This window comes from Haloarcula sp. H-GB5 (genome assembly GCF_054850705.1).
Map to the genome: position 1 here is coordinate 876,958 of NZ_JBTWBG010000001.1, position 25,580 is coordinate 902,537.

Below are 25,580 nucleotides of genomic sequence, written 5' to 3' on the forward strand. Positions count from 1 at the left end.
AGACTCAGGCTGCAAGCGCGATATCCAGATACAGCATGATGATGACGCCGGCCATCAGGCCGAGCGTCGCGACGCGTTCGTAGCCGCGCTGGTGCGTCTCGGGGATTATTTCGTCGGAAATCACGAACAGCATCGCGCCCGCCGCAAAGCCCATCGCGTAGGGCAGCAGCGGTTCGATGGCCACGACGGCAACAGCGCCGAGTACCGCGAGCGGGATTTCCACGACGCCGGAGCGAATCCCCGAGAAGACGGCGTAGAGCCGCCGGTCCAGACCCGCGTTGATTGCCGCGACGGAGACCGCCAGGCCCTCAGGGATGTTCTGGATGCCGATGGCGAGCATCAACGAGAGCGCGCCGCCGATCTGGAGCGGGTCGCCGGCGGCCGCGCCGAAGCCGACGCCGACGGCCAGCCCCTCAGGGATGTTGTGCAGCGTGATCGCGAGGATGAACAGAATGACGCCCGTCAGTTTCGACTCATCAACCGAGAGGTCCTGACTGGGGTTGGCCGCGTCCGACCGGCGGCTCCCGGTCAGGAGGTAGTGGGCGTGTGGGACGAGGCCGTCCGCGCGGTCGAGAAACAGCGCGCCCAGCCCGACGCCGACGAGCGTCGGAATCGGATTTCCGCCCGAGTACTCCTCGATGCCGGGAATGATGAGACTCGTGAACGCAGCGGCCAGCATCACGCCAGCAGCGAAGCCCAGCGCCGTATCCAGCGCCCGCTCCGAGGGGTCACGCCAGATCAACACGAGCGACGCCCCGAAGAGGTTCATCGTCGCGATGATGACCCCGCCGACGAGGCCGTTTATCAGCGGATCTGTGCCGACGAGGTCGACGAACAGGTCGACGAACCCGGATTGCATTGTCCAGTAGTGTACGTCGACCCCTCTTGGGTGTACCGGCAGTCAGAAGCGGTCATCTCTGGTTCTGGTGTCGTCTCCGCACAGAATAGGAAAACTCCCTCGGTTCGCTCAAGTTGTCCAGTCGGCTTCAGGTAGGGCCTTCTAGTTGGTAGCGGCTATATTCGAGCGAGTAAACGCTGTTTAAAACGGATCCGGCGATTCGACGAGCCGACGCATCTCCATCGCACTGGAGAAGTCGTCCCGGGAGACCACACGGGTTCCCTCAGGGCCGTCGACGAAGGCGGCGGTAGCTCTGGCAGTATCAAGTTCGACGAGCGCGTCGAACGCAGCCGTTTCCGAGGCAAAGCGTGGCAGGTCGGTGTCCATCAGGTCGGCCACGGTGTCGGCTTCGCGTTCGGCCGTCGAGAGTTCCCTGAAATCGCCGACCGTGACGACGCCGACCACGTCGCCGCCACGCGTGACAGCGAACTCTGTCCGCCGATCAGCGAACATCCGGTCGACGAGGTCCTCGACGCTGGCATTGGCCTCGATAGTCGCATCGAGCGGGCTGGCCACGTCATCGACAGTCAGCCCCTCAAGCAGCGCTGCCAGCGCGACGGTGCGGGACTCGCTCGACGCGGCGCCGTAGACGAACAGTGCAAGTAGTAGCAACATCGGGCTAACCGAGATGGCGCCCACGACGGCGAACAGCACGGCGAACCCGGTGCCGATCCGAGCGGCGATACGAGTAGCCGTCGCGTAGGGCCGCGTTCGTGCGAGCAGCGCCCGGAGTACGCGGCCGCCGTCCATCGGGAACGCTGGCAGCATGTTGAACACGGCGAGAAAGATGTTCGTGACGGCCAGCCAGCCGATAACGAACAGCGTCACCTGCGCGCTCGCCGGCAGGGCAAACAGTGCGGCGTAGCAGGCCAGTCCAGTCAGAATACTCACGGCCGGGCCGGCCAGCGCGATGACGAGTTCCCGGTTCCACTCTTTGGGCATGGCTTCGAGGTTAGCGAGACCGCCGAGAATCCAGAGCGTGATGGACTCGACCCGGAGGTCGTAGCGCATCGCCGCCCAGGCGTGGCCCAGTTCGTGGAGAGCGACGCTGGCGAACAGGCCCACGGCCGCGGTGGTACCGATGAGCCACGGGGTCTGGCCCGCAGTCAACACCGTGCTGTCGAGTGTCTCACCCGACAGGGCACTCACGATACCGGCGTACGTTTCGATCTGCGCCCCGCTGCCGATAATCCAGGCCAGCACCGGCAGGAAAATCAGCAGTGAAACGTTGACCCGTATTGGAATCCCCCAGACCGTCGTAATGTGGAAGTTTCGCACGGGCAGGCAGACGAACAGTGGCCTGGTATATCTTCTGCCTGGGGGAGGACGGAAGCGAGTAGCGGCCTTATTCAGGGTGTAGCGCGTACCGACATCCAATGACAGTTCGACACGACGGGCTGACCGTCGACTGGCTGGGGTACGCAACGCTCCGGTTTGCCGGCGACGACACAGTAGTGTACGTCGATCCGGGCCGGTACGGCGTGCTCACCGGCGAGTGGGAACCCCACACGGACGGCATCGGCCATCCACCGAGCAGCGACTACCGTGCGGAAGACGGCGACGTTGTCTGTGTGACTCACGTCCACCACTACGACCCGGACGGTATCGAGCGCGTGGCGAGCGAGGATGCCACCATCGTCGCCTACGAGGGTATCGACGAGCGCGTCGGCGACCGGGACCTCCCGCCGCTATCCTCGCTGCCGTACGACATCGTCGAGGTCGGCATGAAATCGCAGACGACGGTCAAGGACGTGCCGATATGGTCGACACCGGCGTACAATGAACCGGACGGACGGCATACGCTCCCCGACGGCACGCCGTATCATCCGGAGGGGTTCGGCTGTGGCTTCATGATCGCCGTCGAGGGGACCAGAGCCTTCTATCCGGGAGATTCGGATGTCCTACCTGGCCACCGGACCCTTGAGGTATCGCTACTGTGTCCGCCCATCGGCCCGCGGGCGACGATGGACCGCCACGAGGCCGCCGCTCTGGCCGCGACCATCGACCCGGACCTCGTGATGCCAGTCCACTACAACACCTTCTCTAACCTCGAAGCCGACTCCCGCGAGTTCGCCGCCGACGTGGCCGAAGCCGGCGTCCCAGTCGTGCTAGACGAGCAATGAGAGGGCCCGCCAGTCTCTGATATCACCGGCGCTCGGACCATTCGCCCCGGTCCCGGTGGGCGTCAGCGATCTCCTCGATATCAGTCGTCTCCAGAACGCCGCGCTCGGTGACGACCGTCACTGCCGACGCCGGCGTCACGTCGAAGGTCGGGTTCGATACGGCCATATCGGCGTCGCCGTCGTACACCTCCTGTGGCTCCCGCTCGTCTCTGTCCCACGTAGCGCGTGGCGCAATCTTGTCCGTCGCACACACTGCGTAGCAGTCCACGTCCGCGACGGCTGCCGATAGGGCCGCCGAACGGGTCCCGACTTTGTTGACCACGCGACCGTCCGGAAGAACGCGGTCGGCACCGATGACGAGCGTCTCGGCGGTCCAGTCCTCCAGTGCGTAGCCGAACGCCGCGTCGGTCGTCAGCGTCACCGCGGCTCTGTCAGCAAGCGTCTCGGCGACGCCAATGCCTTCACCGCCAGGCCGTGACTCGGCGACGAGCACGGCCTCGGGAGCAGCGGCGTCGACCACTGTACTGACTGTTCCGGACCGAGAGAGCGTCGCGATGCGGTCACCGACGTGCTCAGCGGCGACAGCCGCGGCGACTCGGTCGGCAGTCACCGCGTGGTTCAGCGTCTCGGTCGCAGCCTGTTCGACGGCCGTCGGCGATTCGTCGGTGACGGCGGTCATCGCTCGGTTGATCCGGTTGGCGACGACGACCATCGAGGGGCGGGCCTCGCGGATTTCGGCGGCGACGGTGGCGAGCGTGTCCCAGTCGTCGCCGTCCCGCTCAGCCGCCTCCAGGTCGTCGCTCCGTCCGGCACCGGCCAGAGCGGCTTCGTCACGTAGCACCTCCAGTGCCCGGAGTGAGAGCCACGCCGAGCCGTGAGTCCGGTCCTCGCACACAGTCGCGATCCGCGGGCGAACGCGGTCCCAGGAGGTCCACAGTCGCGGGACCGTCTCACGAGTCAGGATTTCCGGCGGGTGGACCCATGCGGTCTCGGTCGTCTCCTCGTTCGTCGCGACCGTTCGGGCCTCACAATCGAACAGGAACGGATGGACCCGCCAGCGTACTCCGTGATCGGTGTCTTCGACCTGAAACGATCCGCCCTCCCGGACGAGCGTCACCGCGTCGGCCAATCCGGTCTCCTCGTCGATTTCGGTCCGCGCAGCCGTCTCTGGGTCCCGATCACGCCCGGCATCGTCGGCGACGTGTCCCGCCACCCCGCCCCACTGGCTCTGATACGATCCGACTGCGTCGCTCCGGCGCAACAGCAACACCTCGCCTTCGCTTCGCAGGAAGCACGTCACGACGGGGCGTATTTCCATGCGACGAAGAACGACCGGCCACGGCAAGAAAGTCCGGGGCTGTGACGCCAGTCGTATCGGAGCGCGCCGTGGGCGCTATAGCGCGTTGAGCAGGCGGTCGATGTCGTCGGCTGTATTGAACGCGTGGACCGACGCCCGGAGCGCCTCGGGGTGGGGGAGTGACCTGATGATGATACCGTCAGCCGCGAGTCGCTCGACGGTCGCTTCGGGGTCGTCGGCGGTGAAGGTCACGAGTCCCGACTCGTAGTCGCGGGGACTCAGCAGTCGGTCGCCGAGGCCGTCCTTGAGCCGGTCGGTCAGCCGTTCGACACGGGACTGAATCGTATCGAATCCGACGGCCTCGACCGTCTCGATGGCGTTCGCGAGCGCGACGTAGGGGACCGGCGAGGTAGTTCCGACCTCGAAGCGGCGCGCGCCCTCGTAGTAGTCATATCCGTCAGCACCGGGGTCTTCGACGCTCCGGTAGCCAATGCGGGTCTGGCGCAACCGGTCATACGCGTCCGGGTCGACATAGAGAAACCCGCCACCCCAGACGCCCAGCAGCCACTTGTGCCCCGCCGCGGCCACGAAGTCCGCGCCCCACTCGGTCACATCGACCGGGTGTTGCCCGACGGACTGGACGGCGTCGACGAGTACCTGTGCGCCGGCGTCGTGGGCTACATCGACGACATCCGAAACCGGGAGGTTAGTCCCGTGGGTCCACGAGAGGGAACTCAGCGTCACCAGTCTGGCGTCGGCCACGGCGTCTTTCACGTCAGCCATGTCGAGCCGACCACCCTCGGTTTCCAGTACGCGGACTTCGACGTCGTGGGTGTCGGCCAGTCGGTCCCAGGGGAGCGTGCCGGCAGGGTGTTCGAGGTCGGTCCGGACGACCACGTCACCGGGCTGCCAGTCGATAGCCCCGGCGACCATGTTGACCCCATCGGCGGTGCTGCGGGTGAACGCAACGTTAGCGGCGTCGGTCCCGATATGGCTGGCGACAACTTCACGGGCCGCCGCGATAGCGTCCCACGCAGCCGTATACGGTCCCTCATCCGCAGGTGCATCGAAGGCATGGTGTTCGAGAAACGCCGTCGCAGCGTCGACCACAGGGCGCGGTGTCGGCCCGCTTGCCCCCGTGTTGAAGTACGTACACCGTTCGAGTGCCGGAATCGACGCTCGGAGCTCGGCTGGGTCCATATCCGTTGTGATGCCCCCCGACGCCTTCAGCCCTGTGTGACCCACTAGGTAACTGCGACGGCAGATCCCCGAGACGACAGGTCGGTTCTATTTCTACGGGCGGCTGTCGCAGCTATATTGCTTGTTTTGTTGCGTTTCACAACCGTTTTCAGTTGTTTCTGCATCTCAAACACAGTATCCTTCTCGGTACAGTCAGATGGAGTCAGAGCGGCGATTCAATCCTGCTGGCACTCACAACCGCCCTGGTCGAAGAACTCCGCGACAGCGTACTGACTGCCACACGACTGGCACAGCACCTGTGCGTCGAGAAACACCTCGAAGTCCTCAATGTCGATACGACCCGTATCTCGTAGCTTCTCGATGCGCTGGTCAGTGACCGACAGCGTTCGGGTCAGGAGCCGCTGAATGCTTTCGAGATCCTTTTCGATCTTCTCGTCGTCGGATAGCCCCTGATACTCCGCGCCGCGCCACTCCTTCAGATACGACCGGATGGCCTGATAGGTGATGAAATCGGTTTCGAGACTGTCAACGTCGACACCGTTGCGTTCGAGTCGATTGACGGTGTCAGTCCGGACACCTGTGCTGATGTCGTCGCCGGTGAGGTTCTCGTAGGTCGATTCGACATCGCTTTCGAGGGCGCTCAGGCCCGCATCGACCAGCTCGCGTTCGAGGAGGCGCTTGTTGAAAAACTCCGCGAGGTCACGGAGACTCATACGCTCTTCACCGTCACCCGTCCAGCGAGCCTCCATCTCCGCACCGAGTCCATCGAGTTCGTACTCGTCGATGAGTCGAGCGACCTTGCTCGACGGCCGGCCATCTGTCGTATTCGCCATCTGTTGTTCCCACGTACGGTAACCGGAACTAAAAGACTACGGGGTTAGATCGAAGTGATGCGGTTGAACTCGTCGTCGAGCGCTTGGGCATCCTCCGGCAGGAGGGCGACGACGAGATGCTCGGCGTAGTCAGCGAAGTACTCGACGAGCTCGGCGATTCGTGCCGAGTCGATAGCTTCCAGCGAGTCGAGCAGCATGAACGGAACGCTTTCGTGGAGGTCATGCACCAGATAGCCCGCGAGGGCGAAAATGAGGCCGGTCACCTCGCGCTCGCTCTCGCTGAGGTGCTCGATGGTGTCCTCGTACGCCGCACCGTTCTCGGTGGTCCGGACGATGTGGAGCTCGAACACCGTTCGGTCGACCTTCTGGCGTCCTTCGCGGACGGTCTGCTCGACGCGCTCGATCCAGATGCGTTCGAGGTTCTCGTACTCCAAAATACCGAGAATAGCGTCCATGTGATCGTTGAACTGGTCGACAGCGTTCGCCTCTATCTGGTCGATCTTCGTCCGCTTGTCAGTGAGTTCCTCGACAAGGGCGTCGCGCTCCGCACGGAGGTCGTCGGCCCGATTGACCATTTCCTCTATCTCCTCGATCTCAGCAGACACGTCGTCAAGGTCAGATTCCAGGCTGTCGATCTCGAATTCGAGCTGATTCGCCTCCCGGTGTAGCGAGAGGATTTCGTCGAAGTCCTCGGATTCGAGGTTGTCGACCTCATCTTCCAGAGATTCGACATCATCAGTCAGTTCCTCGCGCCGGTCTTTCAGGGAAGTGATCTGCGCTTCGCGGCGTTCGATTTCCGTCTCCGTCTCCTGGATCTTCCGCTCGACGTCCTCGCGGCGGCGCTGTTTCTTTTCGGCCTCGCGCTGGTCGGCCTTGAGATCGTCGAGTTCCGACTTGATATCGTTGAGATCCTCGACCTTCTGCTGACGGAGGTCCTGCAGGCGGTCAACAGTGTCTTCGATCTGCTCGCGGTCGACCGTCGAGCCACACGTCCAGCAGACGACGGATTCCCCGTTTTCACCTTCGAGGAGTTGCTCTGTTACCGCGCCGTCAGAGCCCTCGGGCGCGTCTTCGAGCGACTGGATGACGTCGTAGTCTTCCTCTTCGAGCCGTTCCTCGTTGTACTGGATGAGGCTCTGGAGATCGGATATCTCGCTGTTCAGCCGCTGGCGCTGGTCGCGCAGGCTTGCGATCTCGTCTTCGAGGTGCTGCTGGTCGCCCATCGGCGTCTCCGGCAGTTCGTCCAGTTCGTCTTCGAGGTCGGACCGCTCGCGTTTTAGCGAGGAGATGCTCTCTTCCTGTGCCTCGATATCCCGCCGGACGGATTCGAGATCCGACCGCGTCGAGCGGAGTTCGTCGAGTTTCTCTTCGAGGATATCCTGTTCCTGACGGCTCTCCTCGATATCCCGGCTGCTGTTGTCTATCTCCTCCTCTCGATCGGCCAGTTCCTCGCGTTTCTCCTCGATCTGTTCGCGGAGTTCGGTCCGGCGCTGTTCGAGGTCCGGGAGGTCGCGCTGGCGGGACTCGACCGTGGCGAGTTCGTCGTTGATCTCGCCTTTCTCCGCTTCCAGCTGTTCGACTTCCGAGCGGATCGCGTCGATGTCGACCGGCCGCATGATGATTTCGCGGAGATCGTCGCCACGAGCAACGGACCGGCGCGCCTCGTTGGTTTCGAGGAGAAACGCGAACAGGTCGGCGACCGCAGGGTCGTCAAGGTACCCGTCACCGTCAAACTGAACGGCGTCTCCCGCTCGCGTGAGCGTCCGTTCGTACACCGCGTCCCCGTAAGTGAGGGTAACACTCCCCTCGTCGGCGTCGCCTTTCAGCGTGGCCTGCGTACTTCCCATCGCCGCCATAATAGACTGCAGAAACGACGTCCGGTTTGTGGCGTTCTTCCCCGTCAGCACCGTCACACCCGGTGGAATCTCGACTGAAGTCTCGTCGATCCCACCGATATTGGTGACATCGAAGTGGGCGACACTAGATTCTTGCTTTGATTCTGGCATTGGTCTGCTGTAGTCGGAGAGGATATAAAAATAATTTCATTGCCGAGAACTAAATTACAGATTAGCGTCCATACTACGGGCCGATACAGCAGATGCAGCAGCCGTATCACACGGCAGACAGCGGACAGACCGACAGTCGCTTCTGGAATAACACCTGTACCAATATTATTCCGAGACGGAGCTATTGGCGATAAGGAGAGATGCTAGTTCTCTAATACTGCTGTTTTGTTGTGTATATCAACCATTACCGATTGTGGCTCTCATCATATGCCAACTTATAAGTCGGCGTGATTGGAAGCAGATCATATGACCCGTTACGAAACGCTGCTCGAGGTCGAACTAGACGAGTGGGACAGTGGGTACGGTGTCTTGCAGATCGTTGACCCAGATGACGGCGACACTGCCGAGCTACGGTTCTGTTACTTCAACGAAAACGGCAAATTCACCAACCGGCCGCTAACGCTACGCCCCGACGAAGAGACACTAAACCGAACGACGCGGATGGTGGAGAACCTCGGCTACGTTGCCCGGACCTTCGACCCAGCAGAGATCCGTGAACTCGTGGATACGCTCGGCGAAGAGCGGGTTATCGAACTCGCACAGCTCGTCGACACGCTCGGTGAAGCACGGCTGGCGGAGATACTCGGGGAGTAAGAATGACAGACACCCACCCGCTGGTAACGGTCGAAACTATCGTTCTCGTAGGTCTCGGTGGGTTCGCTGGTTCGAACCTCCGGTACTTCGTCGGCCTCTTTGTTCCGGGATTACAGGGGACGCTGTTGGTCAATGTCTGTGGCAGTTTCGCACTCGGCGTGCTCGTGTACGAAGGGCTGCAGGTCGGTGCGCTTGCCAGCGAGACGAAGCTGGCCGCTTCGACCGGCTTTATTTCGTCGTTTACCACCTACAGTACGTTCGCGGTGGAGACGGTTCTAACGCCCGAGTGGGCTGTTGCGAACATCATCGGAAGCTACGCTCTGGGTTTTGCCGGCGTCCTTGTCGGCCGTGAAGTCGTTCGGCTGTTCGCCGGAGGTGAGCGCTGATGGTCGCTATCGAACCAGCGCATCTGGTCGGCACCGGTGGCGCTATCGGCGCACTCTGTCGCCACTATCTGGCGGGGGCTGTCCAGCGAGAGACGTTCCCGCTCGGGACGCTCACAGTGAACGCTATCGGAAGCTTCGCTCTGGGGCTGTTGACGTTCGCTGGTGTGACCGGTGACGCGGAGTTACTTGTCGGTGTCGGCGCGTGTGGCTCGTTCACGACGTTTTCCTCGTTTTCGGTCGAGACAGTCCGACTATGGGAGGACGGCTATGTGGCCCTAGCCGCCCTCAACGCCGTCGGCAATCTCTCCTGTGCGTTGGCCGGAATCGGGTTGGCCTGGGGCATCGTACAAATCGTTTGATTCCTGCCGGGTTATCGGATTTCAGAACCCCCCGCACGAGCTTCGTGCCCCCTGTCTGCTCCGAAGTCGCTTGCCCGCGGCGTCTCGCCGCCGTGGGGCGTCCGCCGCTCACGGACGGTCACGTGATGGACGGATTCAGTGCTGTCGTCGACGATGAGCGCGTCACCAGTCGTCTCCGGGAGCCGGGCCGCGAAGTCGCCGTCGAGATACGTCGGCTGGGCGGCCTGTAGTGCGTCGATGTCAGCCGCGCTCGTCAGTCGGTGGGCGACGAGCAGGTCAGTTTGGGAAGCGGTTGTCGCTGGCACGGCGCTGGGTCGCTGTGTCGCCAGCACACAACTCACACCGGGCTGGCGGCCCCGAGTAACGAGCCGGCGGAGCGGACGCCGGGCGACGCCGTCGGTGAACGCGTGGGCTTCGTCGACCAGCAGCCAGGGCAGTCGGTCCGTCCGGTCAGTCATCCGGGCGTCGTACAGCGTGGTCGCGACAGCGGCGAGAACCGCACCGGCTGGCCGCGAATCGAGCCCCGACACGTCGAGCACGGTCAGGCAATCGCTACACAGCGTCTCAGTCTCGATACCCGAAGGCTCGAAGACGCCCCAAGACTCGGCGAGTGCGAGATGGTTCGTCGCCGCGCGGACGGTGCTCGCCGCCGCATCCGCATCGGCCACCCACGAGCGCATCCCGTCGAGAGTCGCACGCTCGCTCGCTGCTCGCCACACGAGCGCTCCTGCGCCTCGTTCCGGGTCGAGGCCGAGCACCGTACACCACTGGCGTGGGTCAAGCGCGCCCGCGCGAACGCTGGGGTCGATTACCGTTGCAGACACATCCGCAGTATCCAGCGGCGTGAACGCCCCCATCGGGTCGACGACGACTGGGGCGACCCCTGCAGCAGCAATCAGTCCCTCAGCGAGGACGCCAAGCGTGTACGTCTTCCCCGACCCGCGTTTGCCGACGACGAGACCAACGTGTGGCCGGTCGACATCGAGATCGACCGCAGCGCCGCGACTCCCATCGCGGGCCCGATAGTGGCCCAGCCGCGTCGTTGTCCCCGTTGCTGCCTCACGTCCGATAACGACCATGCCGGCGGTTGGCCCGTTCCAGCACTTGAACGTTCGTCCGAGGGTTCAAATACGAGCTCGGACCCACGCCTGCCCATGTCAGATTCGCTGTGGCACGACGAACGTGCTATCGAGGGCCTACCGATTCGCCTCGTTATCGCGCTGGTGGTCGGTGTCGCCTGCCTTTCCGTCATGATGAGCACCATCTCCGGAATCGAGACGCTGCAAGTGAATGAGGTTGACGTGGAGCCCCATCCAGAAGTGGCTAACTCGGGGACACAGGACGTAGTTGTCACTGTCGTCGACTCGAAGGGGTCGCCCGTCTCCGGCGCGACAGTGGTCGCCAAAAGCGGGACAGCAACGCTTTCGTCGGTCACGACTGGCGAGACAGGGAGTGCAGGGAACGCGACCCTCTCACTGTCGCCGTCGCTCGGACCAAATCAACAGGACGGCACCGTCACGTTCGAGGTGAAACCACCAGCGGGGAGTAATTACGAGGACGCCCGCTCGAACACCGATCTGCTCGTCGTCGAGTCGCCCTAGCCGTCCCAGTCGATCCACTCCTGCTCCCAGCCGGCGCGGGACTGGGCTGCCCGCCGGGCGCGCTCGCGGTCCTCGCGGTGGGTCCGGTTGCGCTCGACAGTGTCTGCCTGCTCACCCTCGACGAGCATCGGCTGGAAGGCGACGGTACCGTGTCGGTGGACCGAGCCATCGGCCTCGACGACAGCCAGTGACTGTTCGCCGGTTCCGAGCGGCATCACGAGCCGGCCGTCGTCGGTCAACTGCTGGAGGAGCGCCCGTGGCGGGTCAATCGCGGCAGCTTCCAGAAGAATGCGGTCGTAGGGTGCGTATTCGGGCAGCCCGGCAGCCCCGTCACGGCGATCCACGAGGACGGCGTCATACCCTGCTTCTGCCAAGTTCTGCCGCGCTTCGACGACGAGTCGGCGCGTGATGTCTATCGCATGAACGTTCGCTGCGCCGACGTGTTCTGCCAGCACCGCGGCGGTGTAGCCGACGCCGGCACCGACGACGAGCACATTGTCGTCTTCTTCTGGTGACAGGGTTTCGAGTACCCGGCCGGCGGTACTGGGCGAGAGCACGCGCGTGCCGAGGCGTTCAAACGGGCGATCTGAGTAGGCCTGTTGCTCGCCGACGAAGGCCTCCCGGGGGACAGCACGCATCGCTGTCGACAGCCACGCGCTCCGGACGACACCCTTGCTCTCGTGTTGCAGGCTGTCGACCATGTCGTCCCGTAGTACCGCCGGGTCCATACCACTACATTCGGCCAGAGCTATATCAATGGCGCGACAACGGCCGTGTCTGTCGAAAACCCTACTGGAGCGGGACGAACCGGACGCCACCGTGGTCCTCGCTATCGAGCGTGCCGTCAGCCTGTTTCTCCGCACGGATGAGGCGCTGTTGTCCGTCTCCGATTGGGGCCAGCAGAACACCGCCGTCGCAGGTCTGTTCGACGAGCGGGGCGGGGAACTCCGGCGCGGCACAGGTCAGATACGTCCGGTCGTAGGGGGCGTGTTCTGGCCACCCCTCCGTGCCGTCGCCGACCCGAACAGAGATATCGCCGTAGCCGGTCGCTTCCAGCGTTTCCCGTGCGTCGTCGGCGAGCGATGCGTGGTACTCCACACTGTAGACGTTCCCGGGGTCGACCAGTTCGGCAGTCACCGCAGCGTGGTAACCACAGCCGGTTCCCACCTCCAGCACCCGGTCTCCCGGGGACAGGTCGAGTACCTCGGCCATGATTGCCACCATGTGCGGCGCAGAAATCGTCTGGCCCGATCCGATCGGGAGCGGGCGGTCGGCGTAGGCGTCGTGTCGCTTGTCGTCCGGAACGAACTGATGGCGTGGAACCGACGCTATCGCCGCGAGAACGTCCTCGTCGGCGACCCGCTCTCGCAGACGGTCGGACAGCCGCGACCGCTGCCGGTCCCAGTCGACCATCCTACCACGCCGACCACGCCGTGGTCGACTCGTCTCTGACGTACAACCGGTTGATGTCCTTCGCGATACCCATGTCTCCGTCGTGATCCATGTTCTCGTGGTCGTAGCCGTGGGCGTCGTCGCGGACGTGAATCCCCTCGACAGTGAACTCTTCCTCGCCGAACTCCTCGGTCTCGCCGACGACGAACTCGTAGTCGCCGGGAACGTGGAGTTTGAAGCTCTCAGTCTCGTCGTGGGTCCCGTCTTTCGGGTGCATCGTGACGTTGACCGAAACGTTACCGACGGCCCGCGACCAGATGGTCTCGACGTCCTCGGCGGCCGCCTCGTCCTCGCGGCCGTCCGCGGTCTCTAAGCTGGTGATGCGCGCAGTCACAACCGCTTCGTCGGTCTCAAGCAGGAACTCCTCGCCGACGGACAGTTCTTCCTCAGCCGGCACGTCGACCTCGGCGGTGAAGGAGTCCCCGTCCTGTGACACGACGACACTACGCTGTAGCGTCTCATCTTCTGGCAGTTGTTCCTTGTGGACATGGTCGCAGTCCGTACAGCGAACCGTCACGTGGCCGCCCGGCTTCAGCACCTCGTGAACCGTTTCCAGGTCCGGCGAACAGGCCGGACACGGGAGGGCGATGCGGTCGCCCGGTGTAGCATCTGTCATATGCAGCCGTTGACTGCGCTCCCGTAAATGGTCGTCGCCACGGCGCTGCTCGTGGTTCTCACTCGCACGGCCGCCTGGAGCCGTTCACGTTCGTGGCGTCGCAGTTCACTCCACACGAGGAAGTTCCGCTTCCTTGCCCATCTCGCGGTTCATTTCATTCACCGCTCGGCTCCGGGAGGTCTACGACCTCCCTACGTTCGCGGCGTTGCCGCTCACTCGACACGAGGAAGTTCCACTTCCTCCCCGTCCGCATACACGGTCGGTTCCGTCAGAATCCCGTCCAGATGAATCGGCGCGTGGACATCGCCGCCCATCGCGTGGTCGTCGCCGATAGCGATGTGGACCGTGCCGCCGGCCTTCTCGTCCAAGAGAACGGAGCCGACGAGTTCGGTGACGGCGACGTTCGTTCCGATACCCAGCTCTGCGAGGTTGTACGCGTCCCGGCCAACCTCTTCAGCGGCGTCCTCGACCTGCGCGCGGATGTCGGGGTCGTCGATGTCCGTGACGTAGCCGTCCTCGACCTCGAAGGTGAGTTGCTTCCCGTCGAGTTTGCCGTGGGGGCGCATCGTCCCGTCGACGACAAACGTGCCGTCGGCCGTCTCGGGAGCGAGGAACACCTCGCCGGCAGGGAGGTTCGACATCTCGCCGGCCTCGTGGACGATGCCGGTGTCCATGTGCCACTCGCGGGCACCGATGCCGAACGTGATGTCGGTCCCCTGGGGTGACGTGACTCGAATTTCATCGGCGTCTTCGACCTGTGCCAGCACGTCCTCGCAGTGCTGTTTGATGGCGTGGTAGTCGGCGTCTAACCCCATGAGAAACACGCCCTCGCTGATGCCGGGCAGGGTCGCAACGCGGGCGCCGGCCTCGTTGGCGTCGGTGCGGGCTTCGGTGTGGCTCAGGCTCTTGGTCGTCGGCGCGAGCACGACATCGGCGGTTTCCATCGCGCCGGCAACCGGTGCAGGCGGCTCCGCGCCATGTTGCTCACCCGGCGGGTAGCGTACGAAAACCGAGTCGTCGGTAATCTCTGCGGCGACACGATACAGCGCCTCGCCGATCGATTTCCGCTGGTCATCAGTGATGACCGCACACGATTCGTCGGGCTGGAGGTTCAGGCACTGTTTGACAGCGGTCTCGGCGGGCACACGAAGCGACGAGTTGTCCATACAACTGACTGCGTACTCCGTCTGAATAACTCTTGATAGACTGCCGGCACAGGCCAGCGAAACACGCGACATCTCGGTGTTTTCTGGTAGTTCGTGATAAAAGTTCACAATATCCAGAGGTACAACTATCTGAGTTAATTTCTCCGTAAATTAATCACAAAGAATATACTCTCCCCGGAGATATGGACGTGTATGCTCCACGTGGGCATCAACGGCTTCGGCACCATCGGGAAACGCGTCGCTGACGCGGTGCGTGTCCAGCCAGATATGACAGTCGCGGGCGTCGCAAAGCGCTCGCCGAACTTCGAGGCAACTATCGCAGACGACCGCGGCTACGACCTCTACGCCGCGGACGGCCGCGAACCGTTCGATGAAGCCGATCTCGCGACGGCCGGGACGGTCCATGACCTCATTGAAACGAGCGACGTGGTCGTCGACACCACGCCGAGTGGCGTCGGCGCGGCCAACGCGCCGTTATATGCCGAGCACGACACGCCAGCCATCTTCCAGGGTGGGGAGGACGCCGATGTGGCAGACGTGAGCTTCAATGCCCGCGCCAACTACGAGAAGGCAGTCGGGGCTGACACGGCTCGCGTCGTCTCCTGTAATACAACAGGCTTGTCACGCCTGCTCGCACCGCTTAGGGAATCATACGGCGTTGAAAAATCGCGTGTGACACTGGTACGGCGCGGTGCCGACCCGGGCCAGACCGGTCGTGGCCCGATCAACGACACACTCCCCGACCCCGTCGAAATCCCCTCCCACCACGGTCCTGACGTCCAGACGATTTTTCCCGACCTCGACATCGATACGATGGGCATGAAGGTCCCAACGACACAGATGCACACTCACAGCGTCAACGTGACGCTGGAAAGCGAACCCACCACAGAGGAAGTCACGTCGCTGCTGACCGACGAGTCACGGCTGTTCCTCATCCCGGAGACGCTCGGTATCGACGGCGCGGGGAAGCTCAAGGAGTACACCCGCGACGCCGGTCGCCCGCGCGGTGACGTGTGGGAGAACTGCATCTGGGCCGAATCCATCACGGTCGAAGGGCGAGACCTCTACCTGTTCCAGGCGATCCACCAAGAAGCCGATGTCGTGCCGGAGAACATCGATGCCGTTCGCGCGCTCTCGGAGCGGACCGCGAGCGCCGAAAAGAGCATCCGACGCACCGACGAAGCCCTCGGCGTCGGCCGGGGACTTGTCGAACACGACGGCAGCCCACAGCGCGTCGACAGTCACGCCGACGACTGATTCTCACCCCAGTTCGTGGAATTCGACCTCGCCGGTCTCCGTTGAGAGTGTCGCGACCGAGAACGGCTCGGGGGCCGGCGGAATCGAGATGCCACCGGGGTTGATTCGTACCGTGCCCGCGCGCTCCTCGTGCCCGCGTTCATGGGTGTGGCCGTGAAACACGTAGTCGTAGTTCCCACATTCGACCAGCGCGTCGACGATCTCCCCGCTAGTCCCGTGATACACCGCGATGGCGTGCCCGTCGATCGTTACCTCGCCCATCTCGCCGAAGTACGTCCCAAAGTCCTCCACGGTAGATTGGACCGCCCATTCACCGTCGTTGTTGCCGCGCACGGCGTAGAACGACCAGTCGCCGTCGAACGGAGTCACGGAGAACGGGGCGACGAAGTCACCGCAGTGGACGACAGTCTCACAGCCCGCGTCAGCGAACGTCTCAACTGCGGCCTCGACCTGCGACGCGTTGTCGTGCGTGTCGGAGACAATGCCGATCAGCATACAAGCGATGTTCAGCCGGCAGGAACTTGAACCCATATACCCGGACGCCAGTGATGACGTAGTCGTCACGCAGGCGCGATGCTTTTGTTTAGTCACCGCCTACGACGGCCGATGGCACGGGGACTCATCGGGACAATCGAGCTGATGGTTGCGGTCGTACTCGCCGCGCGAGTCACCCTCCTCGGCGTCGATAACCTCGCTCGCGGCCAGACAGCGATCGGCGCGGTCTTTCTGGGGTTAGCCGCCGCCTTACTGGTCATCGAGTGGGTCGCTCCCTCCCCGACGGACATCCCCGGTGCAATCGCCGGGCGGGCGCGGAGTGCGCTCCCCGGCGGGAAGCCACCGGACGGCGGCGAGGACGACTAAGTCTCGTCGCGCCAGCGGTCCGGGTCGCCCGCAGCGAGGTACTCCCGGAGCAGCGGCGGGAAGTTCCGGCCCTTGAGATACCGCAGTCCGAAGTCCTCCGCCCAGTTGATGATGCCCTGGTCCTCCGTGACAACGCCGGCCTCCAGTTCCTGTGCGAGTATCAGGAGGTCGAAGTCCTCGCGAGAGTCGAGCACACCCTGTCGGAGCGTGTCCCGGTACTCGTCGCGCAGGTCCGAGATGACCTTGTCTACCTCCGTCATGTGGTCGTGTTCCTCGACCGTTTCGGCCCGCGACTCCTCGGCCTTCCGGACGGCCTTCTCCGAGACGCGCAGGCCACGGTCAACTCGCTCGGACATCTCGTCGATGAACTCATACACCAGGTCCGCCGGAATCCGCACCTCGTGGTGGGCCGGCGACTTCGTGATGACCCACGTGTCCAGTTTCGTCAGCACCTCGTCGCTGATGGCCCGGTCTTCGAGCATCGTCGTCAGCTCGGCCTGAATTGACGGGGGCATGTAACAGGAAATGTTGTGGACCAGTTTCGCCTCCGAAATGAGGTCGAGCAGATCCAGACAGGCCGCCTCCAGATTCTCGTCGTCGCCTCTGATTTCGGGGGTGAGAAACAGCGACGTGTCGAGGACGAACCGTTGTTTGAGCGGGCGGTCGACCATACTGGCGCTACGATAGCCTGCCACTAATGTTCTCTGACAGGAACGGTAGTGACACGCGCCAGCAGTATTTTAGTGGCATGTCAACAAGAACCAATCATGTCGAGAGACTGGGGGTCGCTGTTCGATGTCGACACTGACCCCGAGGACCTGCTGGAGCACTTCGATACCGAGTGGTTTCGCGGACAGCGATACCGACACCTGGGCGACGAGCGCCACGGCATTGAGCGCGGAACAGCGCTCGTCGGTGACGTGGTTGTTCGCGGCTATCCGTCGATGCCGCGTGCGCTCGTCCTCGAACCGGCGATCCGGGAAACGTTCGACGGCCCCGTCGCCATCGAGGAGAAGCTCAACGGCTACAACGTCAGGGTCGCGCGGGTCGACGGCACCCTCTTGGCGTTCACCCGGAGCGGGTTCATCTGTCCGTACACTACGCGAAAGGTCGAAGCGTTGCTCGATGCTGAGGCGTTTTTCGACGACCACCCAGAGTATATGTTGTGTGGTGAGCTCGTCGGACCGGAGAACCCCTACACAGACCACGACTACAGTGAGATCGATGAGGTCGGGTTCTACGTGTTCGGGATTCACCACCGCGAGAGCGGGACGCCGAAAGGAGTGGAACGGCGGCTCGACTGGTGTGCGACCTACGGCCTCAACAGTGTCGACCACTACGGAACGTTCACCCCGGCAGCGGCCGTCGACGCCGCCCGCGAGCGAATCGACGACCTGAACGCCCGCGGGCGGGAGGGGGTGGTCCTGAAATCGACAGACGGCGAGACGGCGCTGAAGTACACGACGAGCGCGATCCACCGAGCCGACCTCGAACACGCGTTCGAACTACCCTTCGACTACGGGCGAGACTTCGTCTTCACGCGCGTCATGCGGGAGGCCTTTCAGGCCGTCGAACGCGGCGAATCGGCGGCAGCGGTCCGAGAACGGGCACAGGAACTGGGCGAGGCTATCCTCAAGCCTGCAGTCGAAACGATACGGGCGGTGGACAGAGGAGACCCGGTCGGCGAAACACATACCGTTCGCGGCGACCCGAAAACCATCGACGACCTGCTGTCGTACTTCCGCGAGCAGGGGCTGGAACTCCACGTCGAACACGACGAGATAGTTGGCGAGCAGCGGGCCGTCACGTTTACCAAAGTCGCCCAGTCGACGCGTGACAAGACGAGGTACTACCTGAAGGGTGGGACAATCGACGAGTGAGAGAATCGCCTGCGTCAGTCGGCCGCGAGGGTCTCGCTGGCATCGTCAAGCAGTTGCTCGATGGAGCGGTCGCTCGGCTCGTTCTCTAACAACACGTCGATTGGGAGCGTCGGCGCGCCGTCGACGAGGTTCTCAAGCAGAACAAGCCGTTCGCGGGCCCGGGACATCCCGACGTAGAACACGCGCCGTTCGTTGTCGGTCAGCGTCGGGATGGGACTGGTGTGTTTCGTGAACTCGTCCATACCAGGGACTTCGATACCCTGCTGGTCGACCGTGGCGGCCATCTGCTCAACGACCTTCTCGGTGAGGTCGGTCGCGACGAACACGTGGTCGGCCTCGCGACCTTTGGCGGAGTGGATGGTCCCTACGCGGACGCGGTCGGCGTCCATCCCGGTGTAGTCGCCGGTGAAGTACGCGTCGACAGTCCGCTCTTGGAAGTTAGTCACCTTCCGGAGCATGTCGCCCGCAGAGGCCGCGTCAGGGAGGAACGGGACGTGCTCCTGAACCACGTCGGGTTCGATTTCGATATCGGCGATGTCTTCGTCCTCATGGGACTCGTCGATCTCTTCGAGCGCATCGAAGAGTTCATCGCGTTCGCCCGTGCCGAAGGCAGAGTCGACGAGCATATCCGCGAGCCGACGCGCTTCGAGCACCGTGAGCGGTTCCTCGGCTTCGACGGCTTCGAGCCCGTTGACGTACTGGGTGAGCCGGTCGGTCCACATCCGCTGGTCGGTGAGACAGGAGAACGGAATCCCGTTGTCGATAAACTCGTCGATGAACTGGAACATCTGGTAGCGGGCCCGGAACAGCACCATCACCGTCTCATCGGACTGCTCGATGGTCCGCGTGACGTTCCGGGAGAGGTCAAACATCGAGGGGTTCTGGACCGCCTCGACGCGGCCGCCCTCTTTGCGCGGATTGAGGTCTTTCTCCTGGCGTTTCTCGATGTGGCGGACCTCGCGGTTGACGACGTTCAGGATACGCGAGGGGAGACGGTAAGAGTTCGGCAGAACCTCGTCCTGAGTGACGACTTCCTCGAGCAGGAGGTCGGGGTCAGCGCCCTGCCAGGCGTAGACGACCTGATCGTCGTCGCCGGCGATGAGGACCCGTTCCATGTGGGGTTTCCACTCGTCGTACACGTCGTACTGCAGCGTCGTGATGTCCTGAAACTCGTCGATGATGAGATAGTCAACGTTGGGGAGCAGCGAGCGCTGGGCGACCCGTTCGAGCATGTCGGCGAAGCCGGTCAGGTCGTTCTCGCCCTTGTAGGTGCGCCAGCCACGAATGGCGCTTGGCACGTCGATGCGGTCGTCGTCGGTCGGCCAAGTCGGCGTGTACTTGTTGCCGGTCTGTGCGTTGTCGTCGATCTCCGGCGGCAGTCGGACCTCTTCGTCGTCCCACTTGAACGGAACGTCGTACCAATCGGCCACGTCACGGCGGGTCCGCTGGAGCCACTGACTCGTCGCGATGATCTTGTTCCCGATGGTGGTCGAACGGGCCGACCGGCGTCGGGAGCCTTCGTACTCGTCCTCGTATTCGATACCGAACTCCTCGCAGAAGGCCTCCTTGTCGTCCTCACCGACGACATCACCGCGGGAGAGGTTCAGCAGTTCGTACGCCTTCGCGTGCATCGTACAGACATTTCCGCGGAGGGCACGAGGGGACAGACCGAGTCGGTCCGCAAGTCGCTCACGGATCTCGGCGGCCGCCGCACGCGTGTACGAGACAACCAGTACGTCACGGAAATCGACGTCGTCGTCTTCCAGCAGTTCGTCGACGCGGTCGAGCAGCGCCGTCGTCTTCCCGCTACCGGGCCCACCGAACAGGCGGACAACCTCGGTGGTCGAATCAGTCATTGAACATGTAGTGGGACCGCGGCCAAATAAACAACGTGCTTTACTGGGACGACAACTGACGGGCGCACCCGAACGGATTTCTCATCGGTACAGCGACACGTACAGCATCGCGAATCCGATGATGAACGGGATTGTCTCCGCCATCTGGAAGAACACGCGAACGATGGCACCGGTCTCACCGGCGCTCAGTTGCGTGATGACACTGGATATAGCAACGCCCATACTGATGAATGCAAAACCGACGAACGCGTACTGGAGGCGTTCCGACGGCCGTTTCCGGTAGGCCTGAAAGCTAATCAGGGTGATACCGAGCGTCAGCCCGAACACAACCATCCGCATCAGAATAAGCGCGCCACGGGCGATGGTCACGCCAGTCGTCATGCGGTCACCCGTTCACTGGTCGGCACGCTCATTCCGGGTTCAGCTCGTCCCAGAGCTGACTGAACCGGTCCGGGAGGTTTTCCTCCCGGTAGATGCGTACTTTGTACTCCTCGTCTTCGAGCGAGATGACCGTCGACTCGAAGTTGGACTCGTACACCTTGTAGTGGTTTCCGTCCTCGGCGACGAGCGTCCGGTCGGTGACGAGGTCGTACTCGTCGAGCAGTTCGATACGTCGATACACCGTCGGCAACGAGAGGTCGCACTCCTCTGCGAGTTCCTTCGCCGACTGCGGCTCTCGACTGATTGCGGCGAGCACACGGCGCGCGTGCTGGTCGCCGATCGTATCGAGAATCTCCTCGATGCTCTGTTCCTCAGCCACTACCCCAAGATTCGCGTCGTATTATATAAGCGTTTTCGAGCACTGTGGTGGTTTCACGCTCAGAAAACACTGCCCCGTTTATATCATGATAGCCATTGTAGCACTCACTGCGGATTGCATTCAGGTGAGACGATGTCCGGAGACAACCTCCGTCGCGTGACGACGGGCAAGATGCAGGGCCAGAACGCCGACGAGCAAGTGACCCCTCTCGGCGAGACAGAGCGCCCGGAATCGCATGACCCACCCAGTCGTGACGCCATCACGGAGTCGCTGTTGGATCCGGTCATTGAGGATGTCGTCGACGGCGAGACAGCGGTCGATGACGGCCTGGTCACACAGAGTCTGGAAGAGATCCTACTGGCGATGATCGCAGTCGCCGATGGTGGCACCCACGGGACCGGACTGATGGAGGAACTGGAAGTCCAGTTCGGTGCCGAACTGAGTCCGGGGACAGTGTATCCCCGGCTGCACGAGTTAGAAGCGGATGGCACGCTCCAGATGCACGAACTCGTTCAGACGAAACAGTACGGAATTGCGGACGACGCGGCTGCAAAAGAGCAGATTGCGACGTCCGCGTACCAACATCTCGCGCTCGGGCTGTTCCTCCATGCGTCGCTCGATGCGCTGTAACCACCGTAGACCGGTCAGTCCACCGACACACTACCCCCCAATCGTCGGCTACGAACCGGTCGGCCCGCCGACACATCACCCCCCAACCGTCGGCTGGCCACGTAGCGACTCCCCACTTCCTTTGTGCACAACGTGATACAGTCCCGACTGTCTGTGCCGCTGCTGTCCCGACAACAGACGTAGCGGGACACAGCCCGCAGAGAGTGAACTGTCGGTTCTGCGGGTCAGTACCACCGCTTCCGGATGAAAGGTGGAAGACCGAAAAGCGGAGTATCCTTACCGTACCGGTGTCCAGCCACACACCGAGCACTGTGCCGCTGTCGACTCGTGAAGACCGCCGCAATCAGGGCACTGCTTCTTGTTATAGCTCTCTTCCCAACCACTCTGGTCCACGTCGTGGCCACGCTGGGAGAGGAACTCGTCGAACATATCGTCACTACTCGGTGCGGACGCCATACATGATATGGTATAGCACATCAGTATATAGGTTTAATGGTATTGTGAAACATTGCCATAAGTAACGACACACCGCGTGCGACGAGACGGCCAGTCACAGCGAGCGGTGCCACTCAGGAACCGTACGACCAGCAGACAGCGCTAGATGAGCAGTCGTTCAAACAGTGCGCCGGACCCAATCGTGTCCGGTACCACCCGTTAGCTGTCGGTCTCAACCGGGTGGGTGTAGTCAACGGTGATGCGGGTGCTTGCGATGAGTGCGTTCGCGATGGTCTCTGACGCTTCTTCCTGCTCGGTTCCACCTTCGATAGATAGTTTCTCGCCGAGTGCGTACACCTGAAACCGATGTTCATAGGGCTGTCCGGCTGGTGGACACGGCGGCTCATACCCCGGCTCGTTAGGGGGCTGCGTTCCCTGTCGAGCGCCGCCGAGCGTATCGAGGGTCGGCTCGCGAGGGAGTCCGGCCGGAATCCGCTCCGTCTCCGGGGGGACGTTCCACAGCGTCCAGAACACGGGCTGGCTGAACACGCCACCGTCGTACTCGGCTGTGACGGCAAGCGCTGCCGTCGGCTCCGGGACACGCTCGATGACGAAGGGCGGCGACACGCCATCGCCGCCACAGGTGAACCGGGCCGGAAGCTCGTCTCCGGAACTGAACGCGGGGCTCGACACGTCGAAAGTCGATGCTGTGTCGTCCGACTGCCCGGTACAGCCTGCGCTCCCGACCAGTGCTGACACCCCGAACGTCTGGACGAAGTGGCGACGGCGCATATCAGAGAGGGAGGGGCAGGTCGTAATCTACCTTGTGATACCCCGCCACGTCTCACGCCGAATCCAGAGACAGGAGACCACCGGTCCCTATCAGGGCGAACATGTTCTCCCCCGTCGCCAGCGACTGGGAACGACTTATGCCCTTCTTATTTTGGGATGCTGGAGTTCCAACCACATGGAGCTCAAACGCAAAACAATCGCGAAGGTGATCGCCGCCGCGTTCGTCTTCAACCTCATCGTTATGGGGGCCGGCGCGTGGATCGCGTATCAGGAAGCGCCACCTATCCCCGAACAGGTTGTCGGACCCGACGGCGAGACGTTTGTCACGGGTGAGGACATCCGTGACGGGAAGAAGGCGTTCCAGAGGAACGGGCTGATGAACCACGGGTCGATTCTCGGGAACGGTGCGTATTACGGCGCGGACTACACCGCCGACGCGCTGGAGTTGAAAACCCAGCACATGCGCACCTACTACGCCGAGGAGCGCTACGGGTCCGAGTACGAATCGCTGTCGACGGCCGAACAGGCCGCCGTCGATGACGACGTGAAACAGGACCTCAGTGGGGAGTACGAGGGCGGAAACATCGAGTACTCCGCCGCAGAGCTGTACGCCCACCAGCAGGTCCATCAGGAATACGTCGAACGATATCACGAAGGGAGCCACGAACGGGGCGTCCCCGAGGGGATGATCGACTCCGAAGCCGACGCCCGCCAGTTCGCCGACTTCGCCATGTGGACGGCGTGGTTCTCCCACACCGACCGGCCGGGCGGCGAACACTCCTACACGAACGACTGGCCCTACGAGCCTGCCGCCGGTAACGACGCAACCGGCGCGGCGATGACCTGGAGCGTCATCGCGATGGTCCTCCTCGTCGGTGCTGCCGGTGGTGGCATCTGGCTGTACCAGTCTGTCAGTCTCCCGGAGCCGTCCGCTGGCGACCTCTCGGTGCCCGAACCGGGCGACGTGAGCATCTTCCCCAGCCAGCGGGCCGCCTTGCGGTTCATCCCGGTTGCCGCCGGATTGTTCCTTGCACAGGTGTTGCTCGGTGGGTTACTCGCTCACTTCTACATCGAACGAGCCGGCTTCTTCGGCGTCGAGGAAATATTCGGCGTCCCAATCCTCCAGCTACTGCCCTTTGCCATAGCGAAGACCTGGCACATCGACCTGGGCATCCTCTGGATCGCCGCGACGTGGCTCGGTGCAGGGCTATTCCTTCCACCGCTGCTGACCGGCCACGAACCCAGACGCCAGTCGACGTATATCAACACGCTACTCGGAGCTATCGTCGTCGTCACCGTCGGCGGCCTCGGCGGTATCTGGCTCGGCTCCCAGGGTTACTTCGGTGACCTCTGGTGGATCGTCGGCAACGAGGGACTGGAGTACCTCGAAGTCGGGAAGCTCTGGCAGGTCGGGCTGTTCGTCGGCTTCGGCCTGTGGGCCGTCCTCTCGATCCGAGGCCTGAAGCCGCTGCTGGACCGCGAGCCGGTGTTCGGCCTCGCACACATGATCCTGTACGCCGGCGGCTCCATCGCCCTGCTGTTTACCGCCGGGTTCTTCTTCACCCCCGATACCAACATCGCCGTCACGGAGTTCTGGCGCTGGTGGGTCGTCCACATGTGGGTCGAAGGTGCCTTCGAGTTCTTCATCGTCGCCATCATCGGCCTGACGCTGGTGTCCATGAACCTGCTCAGCCGCCGCAGTGCGGAGAAGGCGGTCATGTTTCAGGCATTGCTGGTGATGAGTACGGGCGTCATCGGCGTCTCCCACCACTACTGGTGGGTCGGGATGCCCGACATGTGGGTTCCCATCGGGAGCGTGTTCTCGACGCTGGAACTGCTCCCGCTGGTGTTCATCCTCTACGAGGCGCTGGGCCAGTACCGGGCGATGTCCGAGACCGGCGGGTTCCCCTACAAGCTCCCGTTCATGTTCATCATCGCCAGCGGGGTCTGGAACTTCGTTGGGGCCGGCGTGCTCGGGTTCTTCATCAACCTCCCGCTGATCAACTACTACGAGCACGGCACCTACCTCACGGTCGGCCACGCCCACGCTGCGATGTTCGGGGCCTTCGGCTTCCTCGCGCTGGGGATGGTCACCTACATGCTCCAGCTCGCTATCAAACCCGGTCGCTGGGACGGGTCCTGGCTCCGGGCGGCGTTCTGGTGCTGGAACGTCGGCCTGACGCTGATGGTGTTCGTCTCCGTCCTGCCCGTGGGCTTCCTCCAGCTGGAGGCGGCGTTCACCGGCAGCTACGCCGCGGCCCGGAGCGTGGCGTTCTACAACCAGCCGATCGTCCAAACGCTGTTCTGGGCGCGACTCCCCGGTGACACGCTCATCATCCTCGGGACGGCTATCTACGCAGCCGACCTGATCCGCAAGCGGTTCGTCCTCCGGAGATCCGAGGACGACCCCACGGTCGAGGACATGGCTGTCGCCGAAGGCGTCATGAGCGACGACTGAGTCACCGCCGGGTTTCGGCTGTGGTCGTCACCGCCGAAACACGACTTGGCCGACAGAAAC

General features: G+C 63.0%; 28 protein-coding genes. 10 read left to right on the forward strand and 18 right to left on the reverse strand.

The features are described 5' to 3' along the window. Positions 1–4: 4 nt before the first annotated feature. Together ACYJ11_RS04570 and ACYJ11_RS04575 are read right to left on the reverse strand one after the other, a co-directional pair. Positions 5–859, reverse strand: coding sequence for a ZIP family metal transporter (locus tag ACYJ11_RS04570; RefSeq protein WP_188975091.1), 855 nt, complete (start codon positions 857–859; stop codon positions 5–7). A 180-nt stretch (positions 860–1,039) separates the two neighbouring features. Continuing rightward, entirely contained in the window at positions 1,040–2,176 is a 1,137-nt protein-coding gene (locus tag ACYJ11_RS04575) for a site-2 protease family protein (RefSeq protein ID WP_461646887.1), read from the reverse strand. A 98-nt stretch (positions 2,177–2,274) separates the two neighbouring features. Between ACYJ11_RS04575 and ACYJ11_RS04580 the strand changes: the two genes are divergently transcribed. Continuing rightward, complete coding sequence (locus ACYJ11_RS04580; RefSeq protein WP_461646888.1) at positions 2,275–3,021, forward strand: MBL fold metallo-hydrolase; 747 nt, start codon at positions 2,275–2,277, stop codon at positions 3,019–3,021. A 22-nt stretch (positions 3,022–3,043) separates the two neighbouring features. Here ACYJ11_RS04580 and ACYJ11_RS04585 read toward each other — a convergent pair whose 3' ends face one another. The 4 genes from ACYJ11_RS04585 to ACYJ11_RS04600 form a co-directional block, all read right to left on the reverse strand. Beyond that, positions 3,044–4,339: an NUDIX domain-containing protein gene (locus ACYJ11_RS04585; RefSeq protein WP_461646889.1), complete on the reverse strand. Its 1,296-nt coding sequence runs from the start codon at positions 4,337–4,339 to the stop codon at positions 3,044–3,046. A 75-nt stretch (positions 4,340–4,414) separates the two neighbouring features. Then, positions 4,415–5,518, reverse strand: coding sequence for an aminotransferase class V-fold PLP-dependent enzyme (locus ACYJ11_RS04590; RefSeq protein WP_461646890.1), 1,104 nt, complete (start codon positions 5,516–5,518; stop codon positions 4,415–4,417). Between the two features lie 215 nt (positions 5,519–5,733). After that, entirely contained in the window at positions 5,734–6,351 is a 618-nt protein-coding gene (gene rdfA, locus ACYJ11_RS04595) for a rod-determining factor RdfA (RefSeq protein WP_461646891.1), read from the reverse strand. A 44-nt stretch (positions 6,352–6,395) separates the two neighbouring features. Beyond that, entirely contained in the window at positions 6,396–8,357 is a 1,962-nt protein-coding gene (locus ACYJ11_RS04600) for an archaea-specific SMC-related protein (protein WP_461646892.1), read from the reverse strand. Positions 8,358–8,663: 306 nt separating this feature from the next. Here ACYJ11_RS04600 and ACYJ11_RS04605 point away from each other — a divergent pair, with 306 nt between their 5' ends. From ACYJ11_RS04605 to crcB, 3 genes are read left to right on the forward strand one after another with little or no spacing between them, the layout of a single operon-like run. Next, a complete protein-coding gene (locus ACYJ11_RS04605; RefSeq protein ID WP_461646893.1) occupies positions 8,664–9,011 on the forward strand; it encodes a hypothetical protein in 348 nt (115 codons plus the stop codon). Positions 9,012–9,013: 2 nt separating this feature from the next. Then, positions 9,014–9,397, forward strand: coding sequence for a fluoride efflux transporter FluC (locus tag ACYJ11_RS04610; protein WP_188975105.1), 384 nt, complete (start codon positions 9,014–9,016; stop codon positions 9,395–9,397). Beyond that, on the forward strand, positions 9,397–9,756 hold the full coding sequence (crcB, locus tag ACYJ11_RS04615; protein ID WP_188975107.1) for a fluoride efflux transporter CrcB: 360 nt from the start codon (positions 9,397–9,399) through the stop codon (positions 9,754–9,756). Before ACYJ11_RS04610 ends, crcB begins: the two co-directional genes overlap by 1 nt. An 11-nt stretch (positions 9,757–9,767) precedes the next feature. On the opposite strand, the gene ACYJ11_RS04620 is transcribed toward crcB, so the two are convergent. Then, the gene (locus tag ACYJ11_RS04620) at positions 9,768–10,835 is read right to left on the reverse strand and encodes an ATP-binding protein (protein ID WP_461646894.1); all 1,068 of its coding nucleotides are present in this window, start codon (positions 10,833–10,835) and stop codon (positions 9,768–9,770) included. Positions 10,836–10,910: 75 nt separating this feature from the next. Between ACYJ11_RS04620 and ACYJ11_RS04625 the strand changes: the two genes are divergently transcribed. Continuing rightward, the gene (locus tag ACYJ11_RS04625) at positions 10,911–11,357 is read left to right on the forward strand and encodes a DUF7382 domain-containing protein (protein ID WP_461646895.1); all 447 of its coding nucleotides are present in this window, start codon (positions 10,911–10,913) and stop codon (positions 11,355–11,357) included. On the opposite strand, the gene ACYJ11_RS04630 is transcribed toward ACYJ11_RS04625, so the two are convergent. The 4 genes from ACYJ11_RS04630 to ACYJ11_RS04645 form a co-directional block, all read right to left on the reverse strand. Next, the gene (locus ACYJ11_RS04630; RefSeq protein WP_461646896.1) at positions 11,354–12,085 is read right to left on the reverse strand and encodes a protein-L-isoaspartate O-methyltransferase family protein; all 732 of its coding nucleotides are present in this window, start codon (positions 12,083–12,085) and stop codon (positions 11,354–11,356) included. The two genes, ACYJ11_RS04625 and ACYJ11_RS04630, sit on opposite strands and share 4 nt — an antisense overlap. Before the next feature lie 61 nt (positions 12,086–12,146). Then, complete coding sequence (locus tag ACYJ11_RS04635; RefSeq protein WP_461646897.1) at positions 12,147–12,770, reverse strand: protein-L-isoaspartate(D-aspartate) O-methyltransferase; 624 nt, start codon at positions 12,768–12,770, stop codon at positions 12,147–12,149. 1 nt (position 12,771) lies between these two features. Next, the gene (locus tag ACYJ11_RS04640) at positions 12,772–13,425 is read right to left on the reverse strand and encodes an HVO_0476 family zinc finger protein (protein WP_005537310.1); all 654 of its coding nucleotides are present in this window, start codon (positions 13,423–13,425) and stop codon (positions 12,772–12,774) included. 212 nt (positions 13,426–13,637) lie between these two features. Then, positions 13,638–14,591 (reverse strand): aminopeptidase, encoded by a 954-nt coding sequence (locus ACYJ11_RS04645; protein ID WP_461646898.1) that lies wholly within the window; start codon positions 14,589–14,591, stop codon positions 13,638–13,640. A 192-nt stretch (positions 14,592–14,783) separates the two neighbouring features. Between ACYJ11_RS04645 and ACYJ11_RS04650 the strand changes: the two genes are divergently transcribed. After that, positions 14,784–15,848, forward strand: coding sequence for a type II glyceraldehyde-3-phosphate dehydrogenase (locus ACYJ11_RS04650; RefSeq protein ID WP_058994192.1), 1,065 nt, complete (start codon positions 14,784–14,786; stop codon positions 15,846–15,848). A gap of 3 nt (positions 15,849–15,851) precedes the next feature. Here ACYJ11_RS04650 and ACYJ11_RS04655 read toward each other — a convergent pair whose 3' ends face one another. Further along, positions 15,852–16,343 (reverse strand): metallophosphoesterase, encoded by a 492-nt coding sequence (locus ACYJ11_RS04655; protein ID WP_461646899.1) that lies wholly within the window; start codon positions 16,341–16,343, stop codon positions 15,852–15,854. Between the two features lie 111 nt (positions 16,344–16,454). Between ACYJ11_RS04655 and ACYJ11_RS04660 the strand changes: the two genes are divergently transcribed. After that, positions 16,455–16,709, forward strand: a complete 255-nt coding sequence (locus ACYJ11_RS04660) for a DUF7533 family protein (RefSeq protein ID WP_461646900.1) — start codon at positions 16,455–16,457, stop codon at positions 16,707–16,709. On the opposite strand, the gene ACYJ11_RS04665 is transcribed toward ACYJ11_RS04660, so the two are convergent. Next, positions 16,706–17,380, reverse strand: coding sequence for an RNA ligase partner protein (locus ACYJ11_RS04665; RefSeq protein ID WP_461646901.1), 675 nt, complete (start codon positions 17,378–17,380; stop codon positions 16,706–16,708). The genes ACYJ11_RS04660 and ACYJ11_RS04665 overlap by 4 nt on opposite strands. 96 nt (positions 17,381–17,476) lie before the next feature. Here ACYJ11_RS04665 and ACYJ11_RS04670 point away from each other — a divergent pair, with 96 nt between their 5' ends. Then, positions 17,477–18,589, forward strand: coding sequence for an RNA ligase (locus tag ACYJ11_RS04670; protein WP_461646902.1), 1,113 nt, complete (start codon positions 17,477–17,479; stop codon positions 18,587–18,589). A 14-nt stretch (positions 18,590–18,603) separates the two neighbouring features. On the opposite strand, the gene ACYJ11_RS04675 is transcribed toward ACYJ11_RS04670, so the two are convergent. From ACYJ11_RS04675 to ACYJ11_RS04685, 3 genes are all read right to left on the reverse strand, one after another. Then, entirely contained in the window at positions 18,604–20,445 is a 1,842-nt protein-coding gene (locus ACYJ11_RS04675) for a UvrD-helicase domain-containing protein (RefSeq protein WP_461646903.1), read from the reverse strand. Positions 20,446–20,526: 81 nt separating this feature from the next. After that, positions 20,527–20,826: a DUF7521 family protein gene (locus ACYJ11_RS04680; RefSeq protein ID WP_170096902.1), complete on the reverse strand. Its 300-nt coding sequence runs from the start codon at positions 20,824–20,826 to the stop codon at positions 20,527–20,529. A 28-nt stretch (positions 20,827–20,854) separates the two neighbouring features. Continuing rightward, on the reverse strand, positions 20,855–21,205 hold the full coding sequence (locus tag ACYJ11_RS04685; protein WP_004515333.1) for an ArsR/SmtB family transcription factor: 351 nt from the start codon (positions 21,203–21,205) through the stop codon (positions 20,855–20,857). 132 nt (positions 21,206–21,337) lie between these two features. On the opposite strand from ACYJ11_RS04685, the gene ACYJ11_RS04690 reads away from it, so the two are divergent. After that, complete coding sequence (locus ACYJ11_RS04690) at positions 21,338–21,835, forward strand: PadR family transcriptional regulator (protein ID WP_461646904.1); 498 nt, start codon at positions 21,338–21,340, stop codon at positions 21,833–21,835. Between the two features lie 276 nt (positions 21,836–22,111). Here ACYJ11_RS04690 and ACYJ11_RS04695 read toward each other — a convergent pair whose 3' ends face one another. Both ACYJ11_RS04695 and ACYJ11_RS04700 read right to left on the reverse strand, forming a co-directional pair. Next, on the reverse strand, positions 22,112–22,291 hold the full coding sequence (locus ACYJ11_RS04695) for an HVO_0416 family zinc finger protein (protein WP_004515335.1): 180 nt from the start codon (positions 22,289–22,291) through the stop codon (positions 22,112–22,114). A 198-nt stretch (positions 22,292–22,489) separates the two neighbouring features. After that, positions 22,490–23,062 (reverse strand): YbhB/YbcL family Raf kinase inhibitor-like protein, encoded by a 573-nt coding sequence (locus tag ACYJ11_RS04700; protein WP_461646905.1) that lies wholly within the window; start codon positions 23,060–23,062, stop codon positions 22,490–22,492. Positions 23,063–23,237: 175 nt separating this feature from the next. Between ACYJ11_RS04700 and ACYJ11_RS04705 the strand changes: the two genes are divergently transcribed. Then, complete coding sequence (locus ACYJ11_RS04705) at positions 23,238–25,520, forward strand: nitric-oxide reductase large subunit (protein WP_461646906.1); 2,283 nt, start codon at positions 23,238–23,240, stop codon at positions 25,518–25,520. Positions 25,521–25,580 lie beyond the last annotated feature (60 nt).